At 72.8% G+C, this 23,702-nt stretch carries 14 protein-coding genes, 1 tRNA gene and 1 pseudogene; 11 read left to right on the top strand and 5 right to left on the bottom strand.

What is annotated here, in order from left to right; translation table 11 throughout:
• The first annotated feature begins 54 nt into the window (after positions 1 to 54).
• Genes C8054_RS12470 through C8054_RS12455 form a run of 4 tightly spaced genes read left to right on the top strand, consistent with a single transcriptional unit; the run spans position 55 to position 9,086 of the window.
• Positions 55 to 1,602: a DUF2397 family protein gene (locus C8054_RS12470; RefSeq protein WP_107156940.1), complete on the top strand. Its 1,548-nt coding sequence runs from the start codon at positions 55 to 57 to the stop codon at positions 1,600 to 1,602.
• The gene (locus tag C8054_RS12465; protein ID WP_107156939.1) at positions 1,599 to 2,882 is read left to right on the top strand and encodes a DUF2398 family protein; all 1,284 of its coding nucleotides are present in this window, start codon (positions 1,599 to 1,601) and stop codon (positions 2,880 to 2,882) included. The genes C8054_RS12470 and C8054_RS12465 overlap by 4 nt, the downstream gene beginning before the upstream one ends.
• The gene (locus C8054_RS12460) at positions 2,879 to 7,882 is read left to right on the top strand and encodes an SbcC/MukB-like Walker B domain-containing protein (RefSeq protein ID WP_107156938.1); all 5,004 of its coding nucleotides are present in this window, start codon (positions 2,879 to 2,881) and stop codon (positions 7,880 to 7,882) included. The genes C8054_RS12465 and C8054_RS12460 overlap by 4 nt, the downstream gene beginning before the upstream one ends.
• Positions 7,872 to 9,086: a TIGR02679 domain-containing protein gene (locus C8054_RS12455; protein ID WP_107156937.1), complete on the top strand. Its 1,215-nt coding sequence runs from the start codon at positions 7,872 to 7,874 to the stop codon at positions 9,084 to 9,086. Before C8054_RS12460 ends, C8054_RS12455 begins: the two co-directional genes overlap by 11 nt.
• Before the next feature lie 83 nt (positions 9,087 to 9,169).
• Here C8054_RS12455 and C8054_RS12450 read toward each other — a convergent pair whose 3' ends face one another.
• The gene (locus tag C8054_RS12450) at positions 9,170 to 9,631 is read right to left on the bottom strand and encodes a ParB-like nuclease domain-containing protein (protein ID WP_107156936.1); all 462 of its coding nucleotides are present in this window, start codon (positions 9,629 to 9,631) and stop codon (positions 9,170 to 9,172) included.
• 180 nt (positions 9,632 to 9,811) lie between these two features.
• Here C8054_RS12450 and C8054_RS12445 point away from each other — a divergent pair, with 180 nt between their 5' ends.
• Positions 9,812 to 10,627: a hypothetical protein gene (locus tag C8054_RS12445; RefSeq protein ID WP_107156935.1), complete on the top strand. Its 816-nt coding sequence runs from the start codon at positions 9,812 to 9,814 to the stop codon at positions 10,625 to 10,627.
• On the opposite strand, the gene C8054_RS32715 is transcribed toward C8054_RS12445, so the two are convergent.
• The 3 genes from C8054_RS32715 to C8054_RS12430 all read right to left on the bottom strand — a co-directional run bounded on the left by C8054_RS32715 (position 10,624) and on the right by C8054_RS12430 (position 12,399).
• Positions 10,624 to 11,208: a site-specific integrase gene (locus C8054_RS32715; RefSeq protein ID WP_233219617.1), complete on the bottom strand. Its 585-nt coding sequence runs from the start codon at positions 11,206 to 11,208 to the stop codon at positions 10,624 to 10,626. The two genes, C8054_RS12445 and C8054_RS32715, sit on opposite strands and share 4 nt — an antisense overlap.
• 490 nt (positions 11,209 to 11,698) lie before the next feature.
• The gene (locus C8054_RS12435; RefSeq protein WP_146179912.1) at positions 11,699 to 12,175 is read right to left on the bottom strand and encodes a hypothetical protein; all 477 of its coding nucleotides are present in this window, start codon (positions 12,173 to 12,175) and stop codon (positions 11,699 to 11,701) included.
• A gap of 137 nt (positions 12,176 to 12,312) precedes the next feature.
• A tRNA-Leu gene (locus tag C8054_RS12430) sits at positions 12,313 to 12,399 on the bottom strand.
• 199 nt (positions 12,400 to 12,598) lie between these two features.
• Between C8054_RS12430 and C8054_RS32270 the strand changes: the two are divergent.
• The 6 genes and pseudogenes from C8054_RS32270 to C8054_RS12400 form a co-directional block, all read left to right on the top strand.
• Positions 12,599 to 13,015: pseudogene (locus C8054_RS32270) on the top strand (tetratricopeptide repeat protein); the annotation flags it as partial.
• Positions 13,016 to 14,743: 1,728 nt separating this feature from the next.
• On the top strand, positions 14,744 to 15,649 hold the full coding sequence (locus C8054_RS12420) for a fibronectin type III domain-containing protein (RefSeq protein ID WP_233219616.1): 906 nt from the start codon (positions 14,744 to 14,746) through the stop codon (positions 15,647 to 15,649).
• 205 nt (positions 15,650 to 15,854) lie between these two features.
• Positions 15,855 to 18,419 (top strand): fibronectin type III domain-containing protein, encoded by a 2,565-nt coding sequence (locus C8054_RS12415; protein ID WP_199199726.1) that lies wholly within the window; start codon positions 15,855 to 15,857, stop codon positions 18,417 to 18,419.
• A 28-nt stretch (positions 18,420 to 18,447) separates the two neighbouring features.
• Positions 18,448 to 19,443, top strand: a complete 996-nt coding sequence (locus C8054_RS12410) for a MoxR family ATPase (RefSeq protein WP_107156932.1) — start codon at positions 18,448 to 18,450, stop codon at positions 19,441 to 19,443.
• 2 nt (positions 19,444 to 19,445) lie between these two features.
• Positions 19,446 to 20,600: a DUF58 domain-containing protein gene (locus tag C8054_RS12405; RefSeq protein ID WP_107156931.1), complete on the top strand. Its 1,155-nt coding sequence runs from the start codon at positions 19,446 to 19,448 to the stop codon at positions 20,598 to 20,600.
• The gene (locus C8054_RS12400; protein ID WP_233219609.1) at positions 20,594 to 22,876 is read left to right on the top strand and encodes a DUF3488 and transglutaminase-like domain-containing protein; all 2,283 of its coding nucleotides are present in this window, start codon (positions 20,594 to 20,596) and stop codon (positions 22,874 to 22,876) included. The genes C8054_RS12405 and C8054_RS12400 overlap by 7 nt, the downstream gene beginning before the upstream one ends.
• A gap of 24 nt (positions 22,877 to 22,900) precedes the next feature.
• On the opposite strand, the gene C8054_RS12395 is transcribed toward C8054_RS12400, so the two are convergent.
• Positions 22,901 to 23,701: an SDR family oxidoreductase gene (locus C8054_RS12395; RefSeq protein ID WP_107156929.1), complete on the bottom strand. Its 801-nt coding sequence runs from the start codon at positions 23,699 to 23,701 to the stop codon at positions 22,901 to 22,903.
• Position 23,702: the final 1 nt, after the last annotated feature.

Genomic DNA, 23,702 nt, shown 5'->3' with positions numbered 1-23,702 from the left:
TGGTGAGTGCCGCGACGAGGGCGCGGTAGGTAACGGTCGTCTGGGAGGAACTGCGTGCCGAACCCGCCACGGCTGTGGTGGCAGGACATCGATCCGGTCGTGTGGCGGTGCTTCGGCCAACCCGAGGACCTGGCGCGCGAGCGCAACACGGCAGTGTTGGCAGCCCTGGAGGAGTTGGCGACACGCGCTCCGATGTCGACGCCGGCCGACATCGCCGCGCAGATGCGCGACGTCGGCTTCCGCGACCAGGTGACCGAATTCGAGCTGCGTACGGTGCTCGACTACCTGACGAGCGCGCATCTCGTCGAGCCATTCCGGGACTATGCGGCGCTCAATGCGGGTTTGGATGCGGTGGTCCGCCGGCAGGAGGCGTGGGCGCTGACCAAGATCGGCCGGGCCGTGGTGGCCGCGGTGCGCACGGCTGTCGTCGACTCGCGGCGGGCGCTGCAACTGCCGAGCCGTCTTCTCGACAGCGTCGAACGCACGGTCCGTGATCTGATCGAGCATCTCTCTTCCGACGCTGGGCTGCTGCCAACCGACCTGGATGACGTCCGGACGAGGCTGGACGAGATGCAGCGTGTCACCGCCGACTTCTACGCTGCGCTGGCGCAGATGGTGCAGTCCGACGTCACCGATGATTTGCTGTTCGGGGAGAACCGTGATCGTGTCATCGAGGCCCTGCGGCAGTTCCCGCGCGAGTATGGGCGAGCGCTGCGCCGGGTCGAGGCGGCCCTGACCGACTTGGAGTCGGCCGGGCACCGGCCGCTGGTCGAGACCGCCGCCATGCACGCGGGCCTGCTCGACGCTCGCGATCAGCAGGACTGGATCGACGAGCGGGTGCGTCGGCTGTCCGACCTTGCCGCCTGGTTCGCCCCTTCGGGTTCGGTGCAGCGGCTGATCTCCTCGGCGGCCGGCGCCGTGCACACCCTCCTGGTGGCCATCGATCGACGCTACACAGCCCTGCGGCGTGGCTCGGATCTGGCCGCCGACTTCCGGGAACTCGCCTACAGCTTGTACGCCCAGCCGGACGACGAGGCTGCCCGCCGGGTGTACGCGGCCGCGTTCGGCCAATGGCCTGCCGTGCACGCGGTCGTCGGGACGGCCGAAGAAGACGTCGCCCACGCCACCCCGGCAGCCGGTGGGATCAGCCGGCACCAGGTGGAGGTGATCCTGCGCGAGCACGAACGCGTCGGTCGCTCCAGCGGCCGTCCCCGCAAGGTCCCGGACGCCGGTGCTGCCCGGGCTGCCGCTCTGGAGAAGGCCGCCGCCACTGCGGCGAACCGGCGGCGCTTCAGCGCGTTGCTGGCCACCGACGGCGAAGTGCCGCTGAGCTATTTCACCGGTCTGGCGACACCGGCGTTGGTGATCCTGCTCGGCGCGATCGAAGCTGCGCGCAACACGATCGATGCCGCCACCGGATACGGCGAAGTCCATGCCGAGGGTGCCAGCGTGGTCGTCCGGGTCCGGTTGGGCCGCCCCGAGACCCACCTGCCGGTCCGGCTTGCCGAAGGGACCCTGGTGGCGCCGGAACTGTTGATCACCGTGACCCCGACCGAAGCCGCCCAAGATCCGCAGGTCGTGATGACGAAGGGCGCCGCATGACCCAGCGGCTTCTCGACCCGGATCTCGCCGACGCGGCACGCCACCTGATCCTCACCTGCCGGATCTCTTCGGCCGAAGATCCGGTTCGCTACCGAGCGGTGCTGCGCGGCCGGCGGGAGATCACCGACTTCTTCCGGACGGAATTAGGGTGGACCTTGCACATTCACGACGTTGGTGGGATGGCGCGCCTGCATAAGCGCCGTGACGATGTTCCCGGGGATCGCGGACCGCGGCTGCAGCGGCGCAGCGGACGAGGCGAGTTGGCTCCCGCTCAGGTGCTGGTGCTGGCCGCGCTGGTCTGTGAACAGCTGTGGCGGCGTCCGCGGATCAGCCTGCGCGAGCTGTTGCAGTCAGTGGCTCAGGTGTGCGCCGCCGAGACGGCCACAGGTCGGCTACCGGCTTTCCAGATCGTGGCAGCGGACGGGGTCAGCAAGCGTGAAGCACAGGCCGCACGGGCGAACATCGTAGATGCGATCAAGCTGCTGCAGATCGACGGGGAGATCAGCGTTGACGCGGACCTGGACCGGGCGGTGACAGACGAGAACGCGGAGGTGTTCATCACCGCTGACCGCGACAGCCTCGCCAACAAGTTCGCCTCGTTGTCGCCGACGCTGTTGTCGTTGAGCAGCCGAGCTCCCAGTCAGCACGTCGCCACGCTGACAGCGGCTTCGCTTCCGGACGCCGAGCCGGACGCCATCGCGCAACGGCAGGCCAGCGTGGAGGGGCGCCGGCTGACCGCGCTACGGCGGGTGGCGGACGACCCCGCCGCTGACCCGCAGGACGACCCAAACCCGGTCGGCTACCTCGCCACCTCGACCGGCCGGGAACGCGCGTTGAACATCGCCGCCGCGCTGGGGCTTGTCGCCAGCGTGCGCCGCGACTGGTGGGAGATCACCGACCCGACGGGAACCGCCTCTGACTTCGACTTCCCGCAGGGTCGCAAGACAGAGCGGCAGGGTGCGCTAGCCCTGCTGTCGCACCTGCCGCACCACGGCGCGTCCGAGGTAACCGCCGGTGAGGTCACGACATTGTTCAAAGAGATCCGCCGAGACATGCCGCGGTGGGCGGCCGGCTATGCCGAACGACTGCCCGTCCTGGCCCGGGCCGCTGCCGGGGAACTGGTTACCGCCGGCCTGCTCCGGGTCACCGGCGACGAAGACCGGTGGCAGATCACACCGGGCGTGCACCTGTGGCGCGTGCGGGCACGGCATGGCCAGCCCGCTCGCCCGGGCCGGCACCGCACAGAAGCCGACTCGGACACGAGGGAGGAGCCAGCGTGACTCTCATCGCGCACCCGGGCCGACAGCCAACCGGAAGCCACGACACCGCCGGCCCGGTGTCGGATTGGAACGACGGACCGATCGCTGCCGATAGGTGGCAGCCGACCCGGGCCGGTGCGGTGAACTCGTGGGCGTGGACCGATGAGACGCTCATGTTCGCCGACGGCTGGCTGGCGCTGGCCGGGCCAAACGGATCCGGCAAGTCCCTGACCGCCTCGATGCTGGTCACCGTACTGCTCGACGGCGAGGTGTCGCAGAAGGCGCTGTCGGTGTCTGGTGAGGCCGTCGGCACGCTGATCGACCGGCACACCGACCGCAACGCCAAGGAGGACCGCACCGGAGCGTGGTGGCTGGAGTACGGCTACCGCGACAGCGGCACCGGTGACGTTCGCTACCTGACGACCGGGTTGTGGCTACGCTCGCAGAGCAGCGGCTTGCAGAAGGCGTTTTTCATCACGCCGGGCCGCGTCGGCACCGACCTCTTCCTCGCCCGACAGCGAGACCCGATACCGATCGAAGGGCTCGCCGAGCAGGTTGCCGCCGCGAACGGCCGACTGTTCACCTCCCACGACCGTCTCACCATGAAAGTCCGGGACTATGTGAACCTTAACGAGGAGAACCAGTACCGCGACGCGATCCGCACGACGCTGTTCGCGCCGTTGGACTCGGTGCAGTTCGACGCTCTCGTCGGAGTGTTGCGCAGCCTGCGCAGCGTCCGCACCGCAGAGGCGATCTCCCCGAATCAGATGCGCGCGGTGCTGACCGAGGCGCTTCCGGCGCTAGATCCTCGCGCGTTGCAGTTCATCGCCGACACCATGGAACGCATCGCCGATCTTGAAGCGCAACTGAAGCAAGCCCGCGCCGAGATTCGACAGCTGGAACAATCGGAGCAGCAATACCAGCGCTACATCGACGCGATCATCGCCGAGGAAGCCGCCCGACTGGCGAATGCCCAGACGGTCTTCGACGACCACGCCCGTGAAGCGCGCACCGCCGAGCAGCAGCTGTTGGAGGCGCAGGCACAGGCGGCGCGGGTACAGGCCCGGCGCGAGGAACTGCGCGGCGAGATCGCCGGTGTCCGCGGCCGGCTCCAAGCCGCCGAAGACGCGCTGCGTGACCATGCCGGCGCCCAGCTCCCACATCTCGAAGAACGCCTCACAGATCTACGCAAGCAGCAATCCGAGCTGGAAGCAGCCGGCCTGGACCTGCAGGAAGAGTCGCAACACGCCGCCCAGCAAGCGGTGGAGTCCGCGGATCAGTGCCGCAACAGTCAGCGCCATCTGACCGGGATCGGCTCGCGGCTACGCGCGACAGCCGCCGACGTCGGGGCGCACGCATTCGTCGATCGTCTCGCCGAGGTCACCGAACACCTCACGGCAGCCAACAGCCTCAACCAGGACCCACCCAAGATTGACCTCGCCCAGATCGCCGAAACACCCCGCGGCTGGATCGAGACGCGCACGACAACCCTCAACGGCATCGACACGACGCTGCACGAGCACGACTTGGCACAGATCGAACAACGAAGCGAGGCCGGGCATCTCCGCACCGCCGAGGAGGCCCAGGACCGTGCCGCCGACCGCGCCGGCGATGCCCGCGCCGAACGTCGTACCGCCGAGCAGGACCTACTCGACGAATTGGACCGATGGGACAACCACCGGGCGCAGCTTCCGTCCGTCCCGGCTGACCTGACGACTGAAGCCGAGGACCGGATCGCCCCCGACCGGTTGCTTGCCTGGCTGCACGAGGCCGGGACCGCCACACGGGAACGCATCGCCCTGGCAGCCCGGGAACAGGACGTCGTGCACGGCACCCGCCTCGTACACGCTGCCGAGGGCGCGGCTCACCAGGCCGCGCAAGCTCGACAGAGCGCCGAACAAGTCGCCGACCAGGCCCAACGTGACCTGGAAAACGCGCAGGCGCAAGCCAACATCAACCATACGACCGTCGACGAACAAGCACGCCAAGCCCAAGCGGCCCATGACGCCGCCGTGGACGCTGCCCACGCCATCACCGCCACAGCTGAGCGAGCTCTGGCGGACGGCCGCGTGGACGCCACGCTGGCAGCAGCCGAGTGGGGCCGCCAGGTGGCCGAGTGGCGCGCCGGGCTCGTCCACCTCGACGGCCGCACGGTGAACCTGCCCGACGATCCGGATGCCATCGATCTGCGGCAGCCGTTCCTCGATCTGGAACGGGCCCATTCGGCGGCCGTCAGCGGTCTGCAACGCGCGATCGCCGAGGCAGGGCGTGCCGTCGATGAGGCGAGGCAACGAGTCAGCGGGATCGAGGACGAGCTCGATCAGGCCCGGCGACAGCTGCCGGTGCCGCCAGCGCCACCGTGGCGGTCGCCGCGCGATCCGGGCCGTGGCGTGCCGTTGTGGGCCGCCGTTGCTTTCGCCGAGCACGTCAGCGCCGAACAGGCCGACCGTATCGAGGGTGCCCTGCTGACCGCGGGGCTGCTCGACGCGCTGATCACCGGCGACCGCCTGGTCGGCGACGGTGACCTGGTGCTCGCCGGCGACCGTCCCGTGGTCGGGCAGAGTCTCGCCGACATTCTCGTTGCGGAGAACGGCTCGGGCGCCGACCCGCGGCACGTCGAATGGCTGCTGCAGGCCGTCGCCATCGACCTGGCCGGCAGCGACCTCAGCATCGGGCATCTGCGCACCGGCAACGTGATCGCGTCGGCTCCGCCCAACTACCGAGCCACGTTCATCGGCCGGACCGCCCGCGAACGCGCCCGGCTCGCGCTCGTCGCCGACCTCGAACAGCGACTGGCTACCGCGCGCCAAGGCCTCGATGCCGAGACGCAACGCGTTGAACACCTTGAAGCCGCTGTCCGCGCGTCCCGCCGGGAGCGGGATGACTTCCCGCCCGCCGAGGTGGTTGCCACGGCACGCGAGCAGGTCAGTCAACTGCAGCTCGGCGTCGCGAAAGCTCAGCAGCACACCACACAGGCACTGGCCACCGCCGCAGCGCAGCTCACCGGCCTGCTCGCCGAGTTCGACGCTGCCCGCACCGCCATAGACCGGACGGTGGAGACTGCCCGCCGGCGACGTGAAGAGGCGGCCGGCGCACTAGGACGATCCCGGCAATCCGAGTCCGACGCCGGCGACGCCCTGACCACCGCGCGGGAGGAGCTGGCGGAAGCCACTGAGCGGCGCAACGAGGCCCGAACGGCTCAGCAACTGTGCGCCGCCGAGGAACAGCGATTCCCCGACGTGGAGCAGCTGCGCCGCACCACCCGTGATGAGGACGCTGCCGAACGGGACGAGGCCGCTGCCCGCGCCTCGGTCGACGAGCACCGCCACCGGCACCGGCAAGCCAGCGACCGCGCCCGCACGGCGCTGCGCGCACTGCATACCGCCGCGACGCTGCCCGACGGCACCATCCTGCCGACCGACCGAGAAGTGCTACGACGGCACCGGGACTTGGTCGCTACCCTGCTGCAGCAGATCGAGGCCTGGCAGAGCGCCGGGCAGCGAACCCTCGACTTGCTCGCAACAGCCCAGCGCGAGCAGCGGACAGCGGGCCGGGTCGCCGGTCGGTTCCAGAAAGCGGTCGCCGCCGCGGATCAGATCCGGCTCACCGCCGAGGAACTGGACGCCCGGATGGAGCAGACCCGAGCGCTGTACGGGGCGGAATACGCCGAGCTACGCCAGACGAAAGACCGGCTCGCCGACGACCTGACCGACAAACTGGCAGAGGTCGAGCAACGCGAGGCCGAGTTCCGCACGCACGACAACGCTGCGGTCGCCGCCACCACCACGCTCGACAAGATCGCGCCGCGTCGTCGAGAGGCCGACCAGCATCGCACCGACTGCTTCGATCGAATGTGCCTGCTGATCACTCACGGCTTCGCCGAAGTGCCGGAAACCCTGCCGCGTGATAGCGACAACCGGCCTGCCAACCTAACCGCCGCACTCACCTGGTCGCGTCAACTACTCGCCGGCAAACCCACCACCAGCGCCCGGCTGGACACCTTGAGGATCGCTCGGGAACGGGTGCAGAAACAGCTCGAGAGCACGATGCGGTCCGTCAACCAGGCCCTCGCAGAGTTCGATCAGCAGCTCGACAGCACCACCCTCGAGGGCACCGAGTGGCGGCGCATCACGCTCGCCGCACCCAACGCCGCCGTCGGCGAGGATCTGCGGCAAGCCGCCGAGACACTCCGCGCCACAGCCGAAGGCCTCGAACGAGATCTGCGCCAGGACGTCAAAGCGACTCTCAAGACGTCGATGTTCACCCAGCTGCGGCGTGACATCCAGACCCGCCGCGAAGCGGCAAGAGAACTTGTCCGACAGATCCGGGCCACCCTCGAGAACGTTCGAACCGGCGTGGCCCGCGTCGGCGTCCAGGTCGACTGGAAGGTCCGCGACGACGGCAACTCCCAGCAAATGGTCGCCCTACTCAAAGCGCCACCCTCCGACGAGGTCTTCGACCAAATGTACGAGATCCTGCGGGAACGGATGGAGGACGCCGGCGAGGAAACCTGGGCCGACCGGGTCGCCCACACCTTCGACTACCGCTCCTGGCACCAGTGGGAGATCAGCGTCACGCACAGCAGCTTCGGCGCCGACCAGTTCAAGCCGGTAAACGCCCGCTCCAACCCGCTCAAAGGCCTATCCACCGGCGAATCCCGACTCGCGACTATGCTCCCGCTGCTGGCCGCCGCCTGGTCGATGTACTCCGGCGACACCTACCACGGGCCTCGCCTGCTGTCCATCGACGAGATCGACGCCGCTTTCGACGACCGCAACCTGCGCCAGATCCTCACCCTGCTGCGAACCTGGGATTTCGACGTCCTCGCGACCACACCCACGATCGCCCCGCTGATCAAACGCGAAGCTCAGCACGTCGTCGTCCACGAAGTCATCACCGACGGCCGGCACCGCGTGACCGTCCCGTGGTTGTGGAAGGGCAGCGGGGAACCGACGCCCCTGCCCCTCGCCGCACCTACCGCAGACACGACCCCGGGCCGGACACTGACCGATGCCGGCTGACCTCACTTACCTGGCGGCAGACGTCGACCTGCATCCTCTGTGGCGCGCCGTGCATGGGCGTCTCTGCGCCGGTACCCGCCCCGAGGCGATCAACACGGTTCGGGTCCTCGCACTGAGCACAGCTGGTATCGCGCAACTGCGGACCTGGCTCGACACCTCCACACGCCGACGCCGCGGCACATCCGCCGTCACCGTGTCCGGCGATACCGCCACGGTCCCGCTGCGAGAACTCCTCGCCGCGCTCGACATCGATCGAGAATCGCTTATCGCGCTGGTCGAGAAAGCAGTGGGGGAACCAGTCGTCGACCGTAGCGCCGCTACGCTCGCCGCGGCGGACCGTCGTGCGCAGCTGTGGCAGTACGCGACCGAGGAGCTTCCCGACCTGCCGCAGCTCGTCGCCCGGATGCGGGTCACCGGCGTCGGCGAGGACGATACCGAGATCCGGCACAGCATCGCCGCGCTCTCCGCAGCCCTGCGACGCATTCCAGCCCGGCCACCGGTACCTCTGGCGAAGCTCGCCCACGACATCACCGGCGACCCGCACTACTTCGACCTGACCACCCTCAACGGCATCCGCCTCGTGGCCGCGATCGCCGAACGCGCCGGCCAACCCGAGCCGAATCGGCCGGATCTTGTGCGCGCGCTGCTAGCCACCGTCGGTGTCATCGCGGACCGGCTGTACGCGACCGTCCTGCTCTTCAACGTCGAGGCTGTCGGCGACGGACCGATCGACCGGCGACTGCGCGATTCACCTGCGCCGGTGGCGCTCACCTTGCTCGACCTCGTACACCATCCGCCCATTCTCGCGCCGCAAACCCTGACGGTCGTGGAGAACCCGTCGGTCGTGGAGGTCGCCTTCATTGCCGGGGTGCGGCAGCCGATCGCCTGCACCAGCGGCCAGTTGCGTGCGATCGATCATGTGCTATTCCAACTCGCTGTCGCGCACGGCGTGCGCCTGCGCTATGCCGGCGACATCGACGCCGCGGGCAGACAGATCGCGGCGGTCGTCGCATCGACGTATGGGGCCGAACTCGTCGCGATGGACGACGACACCGCCTCCGAAGCTCGACATCACCCGCCGGCTACACCCCGGCCCAGGCCGCGCGAAGGTGAGCAGTCCCACGCGCTCACTGCCGCTACGGCCGCCGTCTACCAGGAACACGACGTCCTTCTCGCGCGAATCCTCGGTGCTCACCGGCTCTGAACCCGCATGGCCCGGCGTCCCGCATCGGCAATGATCGTGCCGCCCTCGCTGTCTCTTGCAGGGCAGCTCAGATGGAGCCACGCCTACCCGCCAGATTCCGCTGCTACAAGGTCAGCGCCGGGTCCGCCGCAGCAGCCGATGTGAGCGACCCACGAAAAAATCGTCGGCGTTCGCTCCTGGTAAGCGGCGTTGTAGCGGTGACGACCTTCGAGTAGGTGGTAAGCGCCCGCATAGCGGGGGTCACTGAACTGCTCGAATCGAGGCCCGCCGGGTACATGAACCAGAACGATCGCCGGCAGCCAAACCCCAGCCCGGATCGCACGGCGGAGGTCTTCAATCTTGGCGATCCCTTCGTTGTCGTCGGGGTCATCGTGGAGCTGCCATTTCTCGATCTCGGCAACGGGGACGTGCTCCTTGTGGAAGCAGCGCAGTTCGTCGCTGGCATCAAAGATCCCGGCGAGGTTCTCCACCGTCGAGTCGTGATGGTGGTCAGGCACCTCAGCGTTCAACGCCTCCAGGCTCCACCACGCCGCGTTCGTTCCCATGCTGGCACAGAGTACGGGTAGCAACGAGACGGGACTCGTGACGCGGCAACAAGGCACCGTGCGGTGATCGTTCTTCCTGGCACAGCGTGTACAGCGTCCTAGGAGGATGGCCCCGCCGCCTACGGCCTGGCATTCTCGGCGTTCATCGAGAAGGCCGCTGGCCGTAGTAACGACGACGCGATGACGCCGCAGCGCGAGGACGAGCTCCTGCGCGGCATGCTCGCCCATCAGGTGGGGATCGAGCCCGATCGTGCGGCAGCGGTTCTCGATCTCGCGGCGGTCGGTGTAGTCAACAACGCGTGGCGCAATGGCCCTGTTGAGGACTGGCATGCCGGGGATGGCCCGCTCAACGACGGTGACATGCTCCGTATCAACGCGCATACGAGTTGGCGGATTCGACAGATCATCCGGCGCTGGCGTTATGAAGTGGGTCTACCGGCAGACGCCGACGCCGGCCAGCTCGACGACGTCAGCGTGGACGATTGGGACTGGCTGGCCGTACGGGTCTGGCGCTGGTTGGTCAATCCTCAGCGTCTACTGCCGGGTGGCTTCCGGCTCATCGAGATCGCCGGTAATGATCTGGCGGACTATAACGAGCACGTTGCGGGCACGTTGGGTGCCTGGGCGACCACAGCGGAGAAGCGCGGTGGGCGGTACGCGGCCTGGCGCGCCGCAACCCACGGGGGGGGCTGGCGTGCCGCCATTGGTGGGGCACGCCGAGTTGGCGACCTTGTCCACGCCTTCGTTACGGTCCTTGACGAGCCGTCTCATCGGCACTGGGGTCCTGACGGCCAGTGGCGTCGCGGCCTGCGGCAGGAACCTGTGCAGGTGCAAGACCGCAGTGGGTTACGGAAACTCCTACTGCGCTCGCCGTGGCTTTTGGACCAGCCAGCTGCCCAATGGGTCGTCGCTGCGGGGATCGGCCACCTGCTGCCTCCCATGGCACCGTTGCACGCCAGTACCGACATCGGGGGCGGCGCTTCACGACCCGGCTAGCGGTGGGTTCCACTGCGGTATGCGGCCGCCCCAGCCTCCGCGTCATGGGCGGGGAACTGCTGCTCGTTCTCGGCTACGGCTAGCGGGTGTGGCTGACCGGTGAGAGCCACGAGTGCGGTGGCGACCGCGGGCAGGTCCGCCTTGATGTAAGTGGTGGTGGCCGGTCCACGGCAGTCGGTGTGTCCGGCGTAAGCGCGGGCCACGGCGTAGCCGAAGTGCCGCTCCACCCAGGTGAGGGTGGTGTTGCGCAGCCAGTGGGTGGTGATGCCCTGGATGGCGACCCACGGTAGCTGTCGGCCGATGCGGGCCCAGAGCAGGTCGTAGCGCCGGTAGGTGGCGGGCTGGCCGTTGCGGTAGCGCAGGAGCGCATCGGCTGGTGCGGCGGCGCCACGGGCTCGGGCGTGGTCGGCGAGGCGGTCGGCGAGCATCGGTGTGATGGGCTGCCAGCGTTGCGTGCCGCCTTTCTCGCGCAGACGGATCAGCGCGTGGTCGGTGTCGAGGTCGATCAGGCGCAGCGCGAGGGCGCCGCCGCGTCGGCAGGCGGTTTCGGTGTGCAGGCGCAGCAGCAGGGCGTCGAGGATGATGTCGTTGCCGCCGCTGCGCGCGGCGGCGTTGATGTCGCGCAGTTCGTCGGGGTTGAGGGCGCGGCGGGTGTTGGGTAGCCGGCGGGGTTTGCGGATCCGGTGGGCGGGGCTGTCGACGGCGGTGAGGTGGCCGTCGGCGATGGCGCGGTTGTAGAAGGCGCGGGCGGCGGCGATGAGGTGCTCGCCGGCGTGCCGGCCGTTTCGGGAGTTGCGGCGGGAGCGGGCGCCCGCGTGGCCTGTCGCATGAGGGCTTCGAGGTGACTGGCGCGCACCGCGTCGATGCGTCGATCGCCGAAGGCTGCGGCCATCCGTCGCCAGGAGCTGCTATAGGTGCGTCGGGTGCCCGGGCTCGCCGCGGCGACAACAGTGGGTAGGTACTCGGCGACTGTCGGCACGGTAGGTGGGCTGTTGCTGGTGAGGTCGGCGGCGGTGAGGCCGAGGTGATCGAGGAGCGCTCGGGCGGTGGCGACCCGGTCGGGGTCCGTGGTCATGAGGGTTGTCCGGGGATGCGGGCGTGCAGGTCGGCCAGGACCGCGGTGATGGTGTGTGAGGGGTGCACGACGATGCGGTTTCGGCGGGGCAGGGCGGCCAGGAGGACGGGTTCGCCGGTGGCGATGCCGCACAGGTGTCGAGCGGCGGCCGGCAGCGGCAGTTCCTCGCGGGTGCCCACGACATGCGCACCGTCAGCGGCCGGGGTGACGAGGATGGCGCCGGTCACGACGTCGACGTGCAGCGGGAGGCCAGGTGTCCAGCCCAAGGCTCGCAGCAGCGCACGAGCGGTGACGCGGCCGGCGGCGTCGGGGTGAGCTACGTCGAACAGCACCCCGTCGCCACTGCGGGCGGTGGGCGCGGGCAATGTCGGCAGGGGCGCCGGCTCCGGCGAGGCGACCGGCAGTGGGGTGGGAATGAGCGCTTCGACGACCTGCTCGTCGGGCCGGCGGGGACGCGGGCGGCCGGAACTCACCGAGGCCCCCGCCAGGGCGTACGCAGCGGTGTCAGCGCAGGGGGACACCACTCCTGACGTCCGGGCGCACAAATGAGACGTAGCGCTTCGCATCTCCACGCGAGGGGAGTTGATCTCGCGTGGATGTCCACGAATGCTGGTGTCCGAGGGGGGACTTGAACCCCCACGCCCTATACGGGCACTAGCACCTCAAGCTAGCGCGTCTGCCATTCCGCCACCCGGACCTGCTCGTCCAGCCTACCTGGTCGGCCACGGTGAGGTTCACACCGGTTCGGCCGGCCCCGAGGGCCGCACGGGGCATTACTGTACACGGGTCGAAACGATCATGCACATCACCTCCGGAGCCGTCCGTCTTCGCAGGTCAACGCCGCTCGCCACCGGGCGGGTAGCGCGGAACCGGCGATTCCGGGCAGCATTGCCCACGTGTCCCACCCCTCGCCGCTGACCGCCGCGCAGCACCGGGCCCTCGCGCTCCGCGCCGCGGGAGACCTGACCGGCGCCCGTCGCCTGCTCGACGACGCGATCGCCGCGGCCCGACCGGCGTACGGCGAGGACCACCAGGACGTGTTGGCCACCGGTCATCTGCTGGCCCGGCTGCACCGGGAGGCCGACGACCCGGCCGCCGCCCGGCGCGTGCTCGAAGAGGCGTACGCCGCCGGTGAGCGCCGTCGCGGCGACGCCGACCCGCTGATGCTCGCGCTCAGCTTCGACCTCGCGGGGGTCGCGGAGGAGCTGGGCAACCGGCACGAGGCCCGCCGCAACTACGGCCGCGTCGCCACCGCCGGGCCCGCCGTGCTCGGTCCGGACCACCCCGCGGTACGCGCGGCGCGCCACTACCTCGGCGGCTCCGCCGCCGCTCCCGCCGGTCCCGGTCCACTCCCCGGCGGCTCCGCCGCCGCTGCCGGCGGGCACCCCGATCCGGCGTTGGCCGGGCCCACCGTGTCGCTGCCGGCGGTCGCACCGGCGCAACCGTCCCGGGGCGCCCCGCCGGCCTCCACCGTCCCCGCACCGCCCGGTGTCACGCCCGTGCCCGGCGCCGAATGGGCACCGCACCCAGCCCCGGAGTTCCGGTCACCGCAACCGGCCCCGGAGTTCCGGGCACCCGCGACCACGTCCGGCGCCGGAGCGCACCTTGTTCCGCCCCCGCCCCCGCCCCCGCCCTCGCCCCCGTCGCCCCGGTCCGCCCCGGGGCCGGCCCCGCTGCCGCCGCCGGTGGTCCCGTCCCCGCTCCCGCGCACCGGGGGTGACCGGCCGGCAAGCCCCTGGGCACCCCCGCCACCCCGACCTGGTCTCTCGGCCACGCCGGCCCCACCGAAAGCGGGCCTGGAGACCGCGCCCTCTCCGTCCGACGCCGGCGGCCCGCCGGCCCCACCGAGCCACGGAGCGCCGCCGATCCCGGCGCCCAGCGGGGCGCCACCGATCCCCGCGACGCACGGGGCACCACCGATCCGGGCGACGCACGGGGCACCGCCGATCCGGGCGACGCACGGGGCACCGCCTATCCCGGCGACCCACGGGGCACCGCCGGTGCCGACGCCCCGTGGAGCGCCACCGATCCCGCCGCCCCACGGAGCACCGCCGGTCCCATCGGGCCACGCGACTCCACCGACCCCCGCGGGCCACGGGGCTCCGCCGATCCCGGCGAGCCATCGGGTGACGCCGCTACCGCCCGCTCCCGGCGTGACGCCGGTACCGTCCCGGGCGCCGGTCACGCCGCTACCGCCGCCCGATCCGACGGCGTCGACCACCGGTGCCGCCGCGCTACCACCGCCGCCGGTCATCCCCCCGCCTAGCCGGCCGTCGCCGCGCTCCCCCTGGGCGAGCACCGGGGCCCTTCCGGATGCCGCCGTCGCGCCGCCGACGCCCGGCACGGAGGTCGCCGCGACACCGACGTCTCCGTCCACCCTGGCACCCGTCACCGGGGAGGAACGCGAGGCCGGCACACCCGTACCGCCGACGCCACGGGTGACGGAGCCCAGGTCCGGGTCGCCGGCCCTCGACACCACATCAGCGGGAACGGCCGCTACGCCGTCGTCGACCGCCGCGCCGGCACACCGGACCGACGAGCCGGCCGGGGCGACGGCGGACGGACCCGGATCGGGGCCGGTGACGCCCGGCCCGGGCTGGGACAAGCCGACCGTTCAGGTGCGGCAGATCGGTCCGTTGCTGCGCGAGGAGGCGGAGCGACAGGACGCCGCCATGCCCTCGGCCGACGCCGTCCCGACGAGTGGGCAGCCGGCCGCCCCGCGTGCCGTCGGCGGGGCGCCGGCGAGCACCCACTTCCCCGCGAGCCCGCGACCGACGAGCGGGGCGCCGGGCGGACACCTGCCGGACGGACCGTCGTCGGACGGACCGCCGTCGGTTGCGGGCTCGCCGGGCGCACATCGGCCGGAGACAGCCCCGGTGAGCGGCCCACCCGCGAGCCCACCCGCGCCCCGTGCACTCCCGGTGAGCGGTCCGCCCGCGCCGGTACGTCCGGCCGCCGGACCGGTGGCGCCCGGGTACCCGCCGGTCCCGCCGGGAAGTGAGGCGTTCGTCCACACCGGCGGCGGGTCACCGACCCGACCCGTGAGCGGACCGCCCGGCCACCCGGCGAGCGAGCCGCCGGAACATCCGGTCAGCGGCGCACCCGTGAGCGGCACGCCCGGCAGCGCCGCTCCCGTCAGCGGCACGCCGGCGCCGCAGTGGGGGATGACCGCGCCGCCCTGGAGCAGCGTGGCACCGTCCCAGCCGGTTGCCGGGCCCGGCCCCGAACCGACGCCGGACACCGTCGACGCCCCCGAGGCGGGACCGAACGTCACCGAGGAGCGGCGTGGTGCCGTCGCGGAGCACCGGAGTACGGACCGGCACGACCGGGACGTCGACGGCGGTGCGCCGGACCGGGGGTGGCCGCTGCCGGTCCACGACGGGTTGCCGGACTTCCCGGAGGCGGACCGGCCGGACCCGGCGGCGTACCCGGAGCAGGGTTCCTGGCCGGGGGTGCCGTCGGCGTTCCACCAGCCGGCCGCGTACCCGGTGGCGGTGGAGCCCGAGTCGCGCGGCCGGAACCGGACGGTGCCGGTCCTGGTGGTCGGTGGCGCGGTCCTCGCGCTGGTGGCGGTGGTCGCCGGGGGCGCGGTGTGGCTGAACCGGGACGCGACACCGCCCGCTCCCGCGCCCGGCGCGGTCAAGCCGAAGGTGACCGGCCCGCCCCCGACTGATCTGCGGCTGCGGGACGACACCACCACGATCACGGTGACCTGGACCGACCCGACGGACGGCGGGGTGCCGTTCGTGGTGGCCGGCGGCCGGGCCGGGCAGAAGCTCGGCGTGATGGCCACCGTGGACGCCGGGCAGACCCGGTACACCGTGAACGGGCTGAGCGCCCGGCTGGACTACTGCTTCACGGTGCTGGCGGTCTACTCGACCGACTCGTACGCCACGTCGGGCCAGGTGTGCACGGACCGGGAGGGCGGCGGCGCCACGCCGAACTGACCCGCCATCGAGGACACGCTCGGTGTCCACAGGAGGACGGTGCGGGTTTCACCTGCCCCGGCCGGCCCCTATGATGGCTCCGGCTCTGGGGAGGGTCGACCGGGCGCGGCACCCTCCTCCACCGACGGGAAGGCAGCCGGCTGTGACCACCATCGAGGACGTCACGAGCACCGCCGGGCCGGAGACGGCCCGCCCCCGGAAGCGGATGCGCGGCGGGCTGGTGACCATCGGCACCGTGGCCGCGCTGCTGGCGGCGATGGGGTTGACGGTGCTCGGGCTGGGCGCGGCCGACAACGCGGTGGCCAACTTCGACTCGTCGTCCTGGCTGTGGAGCACCACGCGCAGCGAGTTGGCCCGGGTGAACGGCATCACCGCCCGGGTGGACACCCGGATGGAGGTGCCCGGCGGGCGGCGGCACCAGACGCAGGTCGCCCAGACCGACCGGCTGCTGATCCTGCGGGACCTGAACACCGGCCAGGTCAGCTCGCTGGATCTGGCCACGTTGCAGATCACCGCCACCACGCCGACCGCGCCGGGGCTCGGGGTGAGCGTCGCGCTGCACGACGACGAGGCGTTCGTGGTGGACGCGGTGCAGGGCATCGTCCGGCAGCTCGACCCGCGGGCGTTGACACCGGTGGGCGAGCCGGTCCGCTACCCGCCGGGCATCACCGGCGGGACGTTCGACGGCGCGGGCAAGCTGTGGATCGCGGTGCCGAGCGAGGGCACCGTCTCGGCGGTCACCGCCGCCGACCTGCCGGCCACGCCGGGTGACGCGCCGGCCGGCGGGCTCAGCCCGAAGCGGGTCGAGACGTACGAGGTGGCGGAGCCGGCGCACGAGCTGGTGGTGTCCACGCTGGACGAGGGGGTGGCGGTGCTGGACCGCACCTCCGCGTCGCTGGTGACGGTCAGCGGCGGCCGGACGCGGCGGGCCGGCCTGACCATGACCGCGCCGGGCAGCCTGCCGACGCGGACCAGCGGGCCGCAGGTGCCGGTCACGGTCCCCGGTGACCGGTCGGTGCACGTGGTGCGCGACGGGGCCGAGGTGAAGCGGTTCACGGTGCCCGGCGAGGGCGCCCGGCTCAGCCCGGCGGTCGCCTGGGCGGGTCGTTTCTACGTCGCCGACGAGGGCACCGGCACGGTCTACTCGTTCGACGCCGGCGGGCAGCTGGTGGAGACGATCAAGGGCGCCGGCCGACCGGGCCCGGTGGAGCTGGAGGTCCGCGAGAACCACCTGTTCATCAACCCGCCGGACTCGTCGACCGCGCAGGTGGTCGACGACCACAACCGGGTGCGCGAGGTGGACAAGTACGCCAACGACGTGCTCGGCGGCGACCCGCCGCCGGCGCCCCCGCCGCCGCCCCCGCCGAAGAAGCCGAAGGTGAGCCGGCCGGGCGCGCCGAAGGCGGTCACCGCCGCCGCCGGCGACGCGTCGGCGCGGGTGAGCTGGCAGGCCGCCGCGTCCAACGGCGCCGAGATCACCAGGTACGTGGTGGAGGGCGCCGGCCAGACCCACGAGGTGGGCGCGAACCAGCGCGCGTTGGAGATCACCGGCCTGACCAACGGCGAGACGTACACGTTCTCGGTGCACGCGGTGAACGCCAAGGGCGACGGTCCGGCGCGCCGCAGCAATCCGGTCGTGCCGACCGCCGAGGTGCCGGACCCGCCGACCGCGGTGACCGCCGAGGCGCGCCCGGACGGCACGGTCCGGGTGAGCTGGCCCGAGGCCAACGGCCAGGGCAACAAGGTCGCCCGGTACGCGGTGACCGCGACCTCGGCCGGCGCGAGCGCCCCGGCCGGTGAGTCGCCGAAGCCGGAACTGGTGCTGCCGGCCGGCCAGTTGGAGTACGGCACCCAGTACGCGTTCACGGTGACCGCGGTCAGCGACAAGGGCGCCGGGTCGAAGGCGTCGCCGGTGAGCAACACGGTGGTGCCGTTCACCGCCCCGAAGGCGCCGACCGAGCTGCGCGCGTCCACGGTGGCCGACCAGCCCGGCACGGTGGCGGTGCAGTGGTCGCCGGCGGTGGAGAACGGCCGCCCGGTGACGAAGTACGTGGTGGCGGCCGGCGGGAAGACGGTGGAGGTGACCGATGTGCGGGCCACCGTGGGCGGGCTCGGCAACGGTCAGAACGTCACGGTCAAGGTGAAGGCCGTCAACGAGGCCGGCCCCGGCGCGGAGGCCGCCACCACGGCGCGCACCGTGGCCGCGCCCCGGATCACGGTGACCGGCTCGTCGGCGGACGCCACGTCGGTGACGGTGACGTTCACCGTGGACGCCGGCGGCGGAAAGGCCACCTGCACGGCCGCGACCGGCGGGAAGACGGCCACCGGGAGCTGTGCGAGCCTGCGGGTGACCGGGTTGACGCCGGGCACGGCGTACTCGGTGGCGCTGACCGCGAGCAACGCGGCCGGCAAGGGCACGGCCACCCGCGCCCAGACCACCGACCCGCTCTACGGAGTCGCCACCTGCAAGAACGGGCCGGACGGCGACCAGCGGACGTACTGCGACAAGGACGTCTCGGGCCGCAACGGCAACGAGATCTTCGAGGTCACCCGGCAGGACGACGACCGCCAGGCGGGCTGGGTGCCGGACGGCCACCGGCTGCGGACCTACTGCAAGGCGAAGGGCGAGAACGTGGACGCCTGGATCTACAACAAGAACAAGCAGAGCACCTGGTGGATCCAGGTCGACTACAAGGGCAGGACCTACATCCCGTGGGCCTGGCTCAACCTGGAGGGCGGCGACAACCTCAACCTGCTGCCCGCCTGCTGACCACGATCTCTTTCGCGAAAGGCGCCCCGTGAACACGCACGAACCGCTCAGTCAGCCGGAGGTGCAGGGCTTCGCCGCCCTGGCCGCCCGGCTGGCCGACAACGTCAACGCGGTCGTGCTGGGCAAGCCGCAGGTGGTCCGGCTGGCGCTGACCGCGCTGTTCGCGCAGGGGCACGTGCTGCTGGAGGACGTGCCCGGGGTCGGCAAGACCACGCTCGCCCGGGCGGTCGCGGCCACCGTGCAGGGCGAGTGGCGGCGGATCCAGTTCACCCCGGACCTGCTCCCCTCGGACGTGTCCGGGGTGACCATCTTCAACCAGGCCAGTCGCGGCTTCGAGTTCCACCCGGGGCCGGTGTTCGCGAACATCGTGATCGCCGACGAGATCAACCGGGCGTCGCCGAAGACCCAGTCGGCGCTGCTGGAGGTGATGGAGGAACGCACCGTCACGGTGGACGGCGTACGCCACCCGGTGCCGCAGCCGTTCCTGGTGGTGGCCACGCAGAACCCGGTCGAGATGGACGGCACCTACCGGCTGCCGGAGGCGCAGCTCGACCGGTTCCTGGTGAAGCTCTCCGTCGGCTATCCCGACGAGGCGGTCGAGGTGGAGGTGCTGCGCGGCGCCACGGTCCGCTCCCCCGACTCGCTGAGCGCGGTCACCGACACCGCCACGGTGGGCGAGATGGTGCAGATGGCCCGGCGGGTGCACATCGCCGAGCCGTTGTACGCGTACGCGGTGCGGCTGGCCGCGGCGACCCGTACCCATCCGCAGGTGCGGGTCGGGGTGAGTCCGCGCGGGGTGATCGCGTTGACGCGGGCGGCGTGCGCGTACGCGCTGATCGACGGTCGGGGCTGGATCATGCCGGAGGACCTGAAGGCGCTTGTCGAGCCGGTCTTCGCGCACCGGTTGCTGCTCACCCCGGACGCGCAGGTGCGGGGCGTCACGCCGGCCGAGGTGCTGCGCCAGGCGGTCGCCTCGGTGCCGGTGCCGCTGCCGTCGGGCCAGCCCGCCCCGGTGCACGGCTGAGCGTGGGGATCACCGCCCGGGGGATCGGGTTGCTCGTCGCCGCCCTGGTGCTGCTCGGCATCGGTTTCCGGTACGCGTACCCGGAGCTGACCGTGCTCGGCGCGGCGGCCGGCGTCGCGGTCGGCTACGCCGCGGTGACCGCCGCCTGGCGGCCCCGGTTGACGGTGGCGCGGCGGGCCGACCCGGACCGGGTGGCCCGGGGCGAGCCGGCGGCGATGGAGCTGACGGTGCGCAACACCGGCCGGCTGCGGGCGGCGAACCTGGTCGCCGAGGACCGCTGCGCCGGCGCACTGGTGCCGGTGCCGCTGCTGCGGTTGCGCCCGGGGCGGGACACGGTCGTGCGCTACCCGGTGCCGACGCACCGCCGGGGGGTGGTGCCGGTCGGTCCGCTGCGGGTGGTGCGCCGGGACCCGCTCGGGCTGGTGGCGCTGGCCCGTGGCTACGGCGGCACGGTCGGAGTGTGGGTGCACCCGCGTATCCACCCGATGTCCGCGGTGCCCACCGGCGCCGGGCGCAGCCTGGACGGGCGCACCGACAGCGTGCCGCACGGGTCGATCACGTTCGACTCGCTGCGGGAGTACGTGGTCGGTGACGAACTGCGCCGGGTGCACTGGCGGACCAGCGCCCGGGTGGGTGAGCTGATGGTGCGCGAGAACGTGGACACCAGCCTGCCGTGCCTCGTGGTGGTGCTGGACAACCGGGTGGCCGCGCATCCGGGCCGGGTGGCCGGGGTGGCGGAGTCGTTCGAGTCGGCGTGCGAGGCGGCGGCGTCGGTGGTGGCCGCGGCGGTGCGGGAGTCCCTCCCGGTGCACCTGCTGCTGGTCGCGCCGGCCGACGCCGAGCCCGCCGGGGTGGCCGGGCCGCTGGACCGCCTCGCCGCGACCGAGCTGGCCGGTGGCGGGTCGGAGGTGCTGTCGGCGGCGACGGGCCGGCTGCGCCAGGACCGGCTCGGCGACACGCTGGTCTTCCTCACCGGGCCGGGGGCCGCCGACGAGCTGGGGCACGTGGGCGCGCTGCGCGGCGCGTACCCGTCGGTGGTGGTGGGGATGTTCGGCGCGGCGGCACCGACGGCGGCCGGCGCGGCGGGCCTGGTGGTGCTGGACGCGGCCGACGGCGCGGCGTTCGCCGCCGGGTGGGACGGGATCCGCCGGTGGTGACCGGGACGCCGGCCCGGGAGTGGGCGGTCCGGGCGCTGCGGGCGGCGCCGGTGCCGGTGACGCTTGTGGTGCTGGTGTCGCTGTCCGGCGTGGTGTTGGGCCGGGTGTACGCCGATCCGCTGCTGACCCGACTGATGGTCGGCGCGGCGGTCGGTTCGGTGCTGGTCAGCGTGGCCGCCCGGCGGCTGGCGTCGTGGCTGGTGGCGCCGCTGTCGGTGGCCGCGCTGGCCGGCTGGACGCTGCTGTCGTTGCGGCTGGCGGCGAGCCACGCGGCGCTGCCCGGCGGGCTGGGCGAGGTGGCCGCCGACGCCGCCCGCAACGCGATCCCCCGGCTGCTGACCGCGATGATCCCGGTGCAGCCGACGCCGGACACCGTGCTGGTCCCGGTGGTGGCCGCCTGGCTGGCCGGGCTGACCGCCGCCGAGGTGGCCCTGCGGGCCGGCCGGGTGCTGGCCGGGTACCTGCCGCCGGCGCTGCTCTACGCCGGCGCGCTCTACGTGGTCGGGCCGAACGCGGCGCCGGCGGTCGGCCCGACGGTGCTGTTCGCGGCCGTCGCGGCGGTCGGCCTGGCCGCGCCGGGACGCCGGCCCGACCCGGCGGCGGACGCCGACCCGGTCGCCGGGCTCACCCCGGCGGTACGCGCGGCGGTGCGGCTGCGGCTGGCCGCGGCGAGCGCGGCCGGCCTGGCCCTGGTGGTGGCGCTGGCCGCGCTGCTCGCGCCGGTGGTCGCCGGTCAGGTCGACGCGCGTCCGGTCGACCCGCGCCGCTACGTGGAGCCACCGCAGGTGGAGTCGCTGGACGAGAACCCGCTGATCCGGATCTCGGGTTGGGCGTTGAACCCGGACCAGCGGCTACTCGACGTGCGCACGCTCGCCGGGCCGGCCGAGGGCGGGCCGCCCCGGATCCGGTTGGCGGTGCTCAGCGACTACGACGGGGTGACCTGGCGGGTCGGGGCCACGTACCGCAACGCGGGGCGGATCCTGCCGGCGGTCGAGCCCGCGCCGGGCGCCACCACCGAGGCGGTGCGTCAGGAGATCACGGTGGGCGACCTGACCGGGCGGCTGCTGCCGGCGGTGCCGACGCCGCGCGAGGTGGGCGGCGCGCGGGTGGCGTACGACCCGGCGAGCGGGACGCTGATCCGCCCGGAGGGGCTCGTGCCGGGGCTGCGGTACGAGGTGTCCTCGGTACGGGAGCGCCCGGACGTGAATCTGGTGAGCACCGCGAACGTGCCGGCCGGTGACGCGGTGGCGCGGGTGCTGCGGGTGCCGGACGGGGCGCCGGAGCAGTTGCGCCGGCTGGCCGCCCAGCTCGCCGAGGCCAACGGCGCCCCGTACGCGCGGGCCGACGCGATCGCCACGTTCCTCGCCGAGCACTACCGGTTGACCGCGGACGCACCCAGCGGGCACGCGTACCCGAATCTGACGTTCTTCCTGTTCGGACCGCGTAACGGCGGCGGGCAGCGGGGCACCTCGGAGCAGTTCGCCGCCGCGTTCGCGGTGCTCGGCCGGCTCGCCGGGCTGCCCACCCGGGTGGTGGTGGGGTTCGCGCCGAACGCGGACGGGCCGGTGCGGGCCGCCGACGCGTACGCCTGGCCGGAGGTGCTGTTCGACGGCGTCGGCTGGGTGTCGTTCGATCCGATGCCGCGCCCGGACTCCGCGCCCCGCCCGGTGGAGGAGGACTTCCGGCCGCAGCCGGAGGAGCCGCCGCCGTCGGAGGTGCCGGCACCGACCGAGCCGCCCTCGGCCTCTCCCCCGGCCGCGGCGTCCGCGCCGGACCGGGCCCGCGGCGGCCCGGGTACGCCGGTGCTGGTGGGCGGCGGCGTCGGCGGCCTGCTGCTGGTGGTCGGCGGAGTGTTGGCGGCCCTGGCGGCGATGCGCCGCCGGTTGAGCCGGTCCCGGCTGGACCGGGGTGCTCCCGGCGAGCGGGTCGCCGGCGCGTGGCGGGAGTTGACCGACGCGCTGCGGCTGGCCGGCCGCCCGGCCGGGTCGGACCTGACGGCGGCGGAGGTCGCCGAGCGGGCCCGGAGGGCGCTGGTCGAGGCCCGCGCGGCGACCGGTGTGTCGCCCGTCGGCGACGGGGCTTCCGGTGGCGACGTCGGCGAGCTGGCCGGGTTGGTCAACCAGGTGGCCTTCGCCCCGGGCAGCACCACCGGGCAGCAGGCGGACCGGGCGGCGACGCTCGTCACCGCGTACGGGGAGGCGCTGCGCGACGCCCGGCCAGGTTGGCGGCGGCTGTGGTGGCGGGTCCACCCGGGTCCGCTGCGCTGGCGGCGCTGACGTCCTCGGGCCGGCGCGGGCCGGTCAGGAGTCGGCGGCGCGCAGCTTGCGGACGAGTTTGCGCAGGCCGGCCTGCCAGCCGTCCGGGTCCTCGGCGCGGCGGCGGGCGTAGTCGGCGACCTCCGGGTGGGGCAGGATGAGGAACCGTTCCTCGGCCAGCCCGGCGATGACCGCGTCGGCGACCTGGTCGGGGGTGAGGATCGCGCCGGACGCGGCGATCACCCGGGCGCCGAGGTGGCCCTCGGCGAGCCCGTCGGCGAGCATCGGGGTGTCCACGCCCTGCGGGCAGAGCGCGCTGACCCGGATACCGGCGTCCCGGTAGGTGATGGCCAGCCAGTCGGCGAGGCCGACCGCCGCGTGCTTGGTCGCGGTGTAGGGCGCGTCCCCGACGGCGGTCAGCAGGCCGGCGGCCGAGCAGGTGAGCAGCAGGTGGCCCTGGCCCCGGCGCAGCATCCCCGGCAGCACCGCCCGGGCGCTGTGCAGGTGGCCGAGCACGTTGACCCGCCAGGCCCGGTCCCAGTCGGCGTCGGACGCGTCGAGGCCGCCGCCGGTGGCGACGCCCGCGTTGGCGCAGAACAGGTCGATCCGGCCGTGGCGGCGTTCCGTCTCGTCGACGAGCGCGCGGACCGCCGCCTCGTCGGTGACGTCCAGCCCGACGCCGGCGGCCACCGGGCCGATCGCGTCGGCCGCCGCGCGGGCCGCGTCGGCGGCCAGGTCGGCGAGCACCACGGCGGCGGCGCCCTCGGCGGCGAAGCGGCGGCCCAGCGCCGCGCCGATGCCACCGGCCCCGCCGGTGATCACCACCACCCGGTCGGTCAGGTTCATC

The organism is Micromonospora sp. RP3T, assembly GCF_003027925.1.
Classification (GTDB): Bacteria; Actinomycetota; Actinomycetes; order Mycobacteriales; family Micromonosporaceae; genus Micromonospora.
This window is presented reverse-complemented; position numbering and strand designations above follow the sequence as displayed.

Excerpts from the sequence above, each read along its gene's own strand:
- C8054_RS12465 (WP_107156939.1), top strand. The coding sequence starts at position 1,599 with ATGACCCAGCGGCTTCTCGACCCGGATCTCGCCGACGCGGCACGCCAC.
- C8054_RS12455 (WP_107156937.1), top strand. The coding sequence starts at position 7,872 with ATGCCGGCTGACCTCACTTACCTGGCGGCAGACGTCGACCTGCATCCT.
- C8054_RS12450 (WP_107156936.1), bottom strand. The coding sequence starts at position 9,631 with ATGGGAACGAACGCGGCGTGGTGGAGCCTGGAGGCGTTGAACGCTGAG.
- C8054_RS12445 (WP_107156935.1), top strand. The coding sequence starts at position 9,812 with ATGACGCCGCAGCGCGAGGACGAGCTCCTGCGCGGCATGCTCGCCCAT.
- C8054_RS12415 (WP_199199726.1), top strand. The coding sequence starts at position 15,855 with ATGCGCGGCGGGCTGGTGACCATCGGCACCGTGGCCGCGCTGCTGGCG.
- C8054_RS12395 (WP_107156929.1), bottom strand. The coding sequence starts at position 23,701 with ATGAACCTGACCGACCGGGTGGTGGTGATCACCGGCGGGGCCGGTGGC.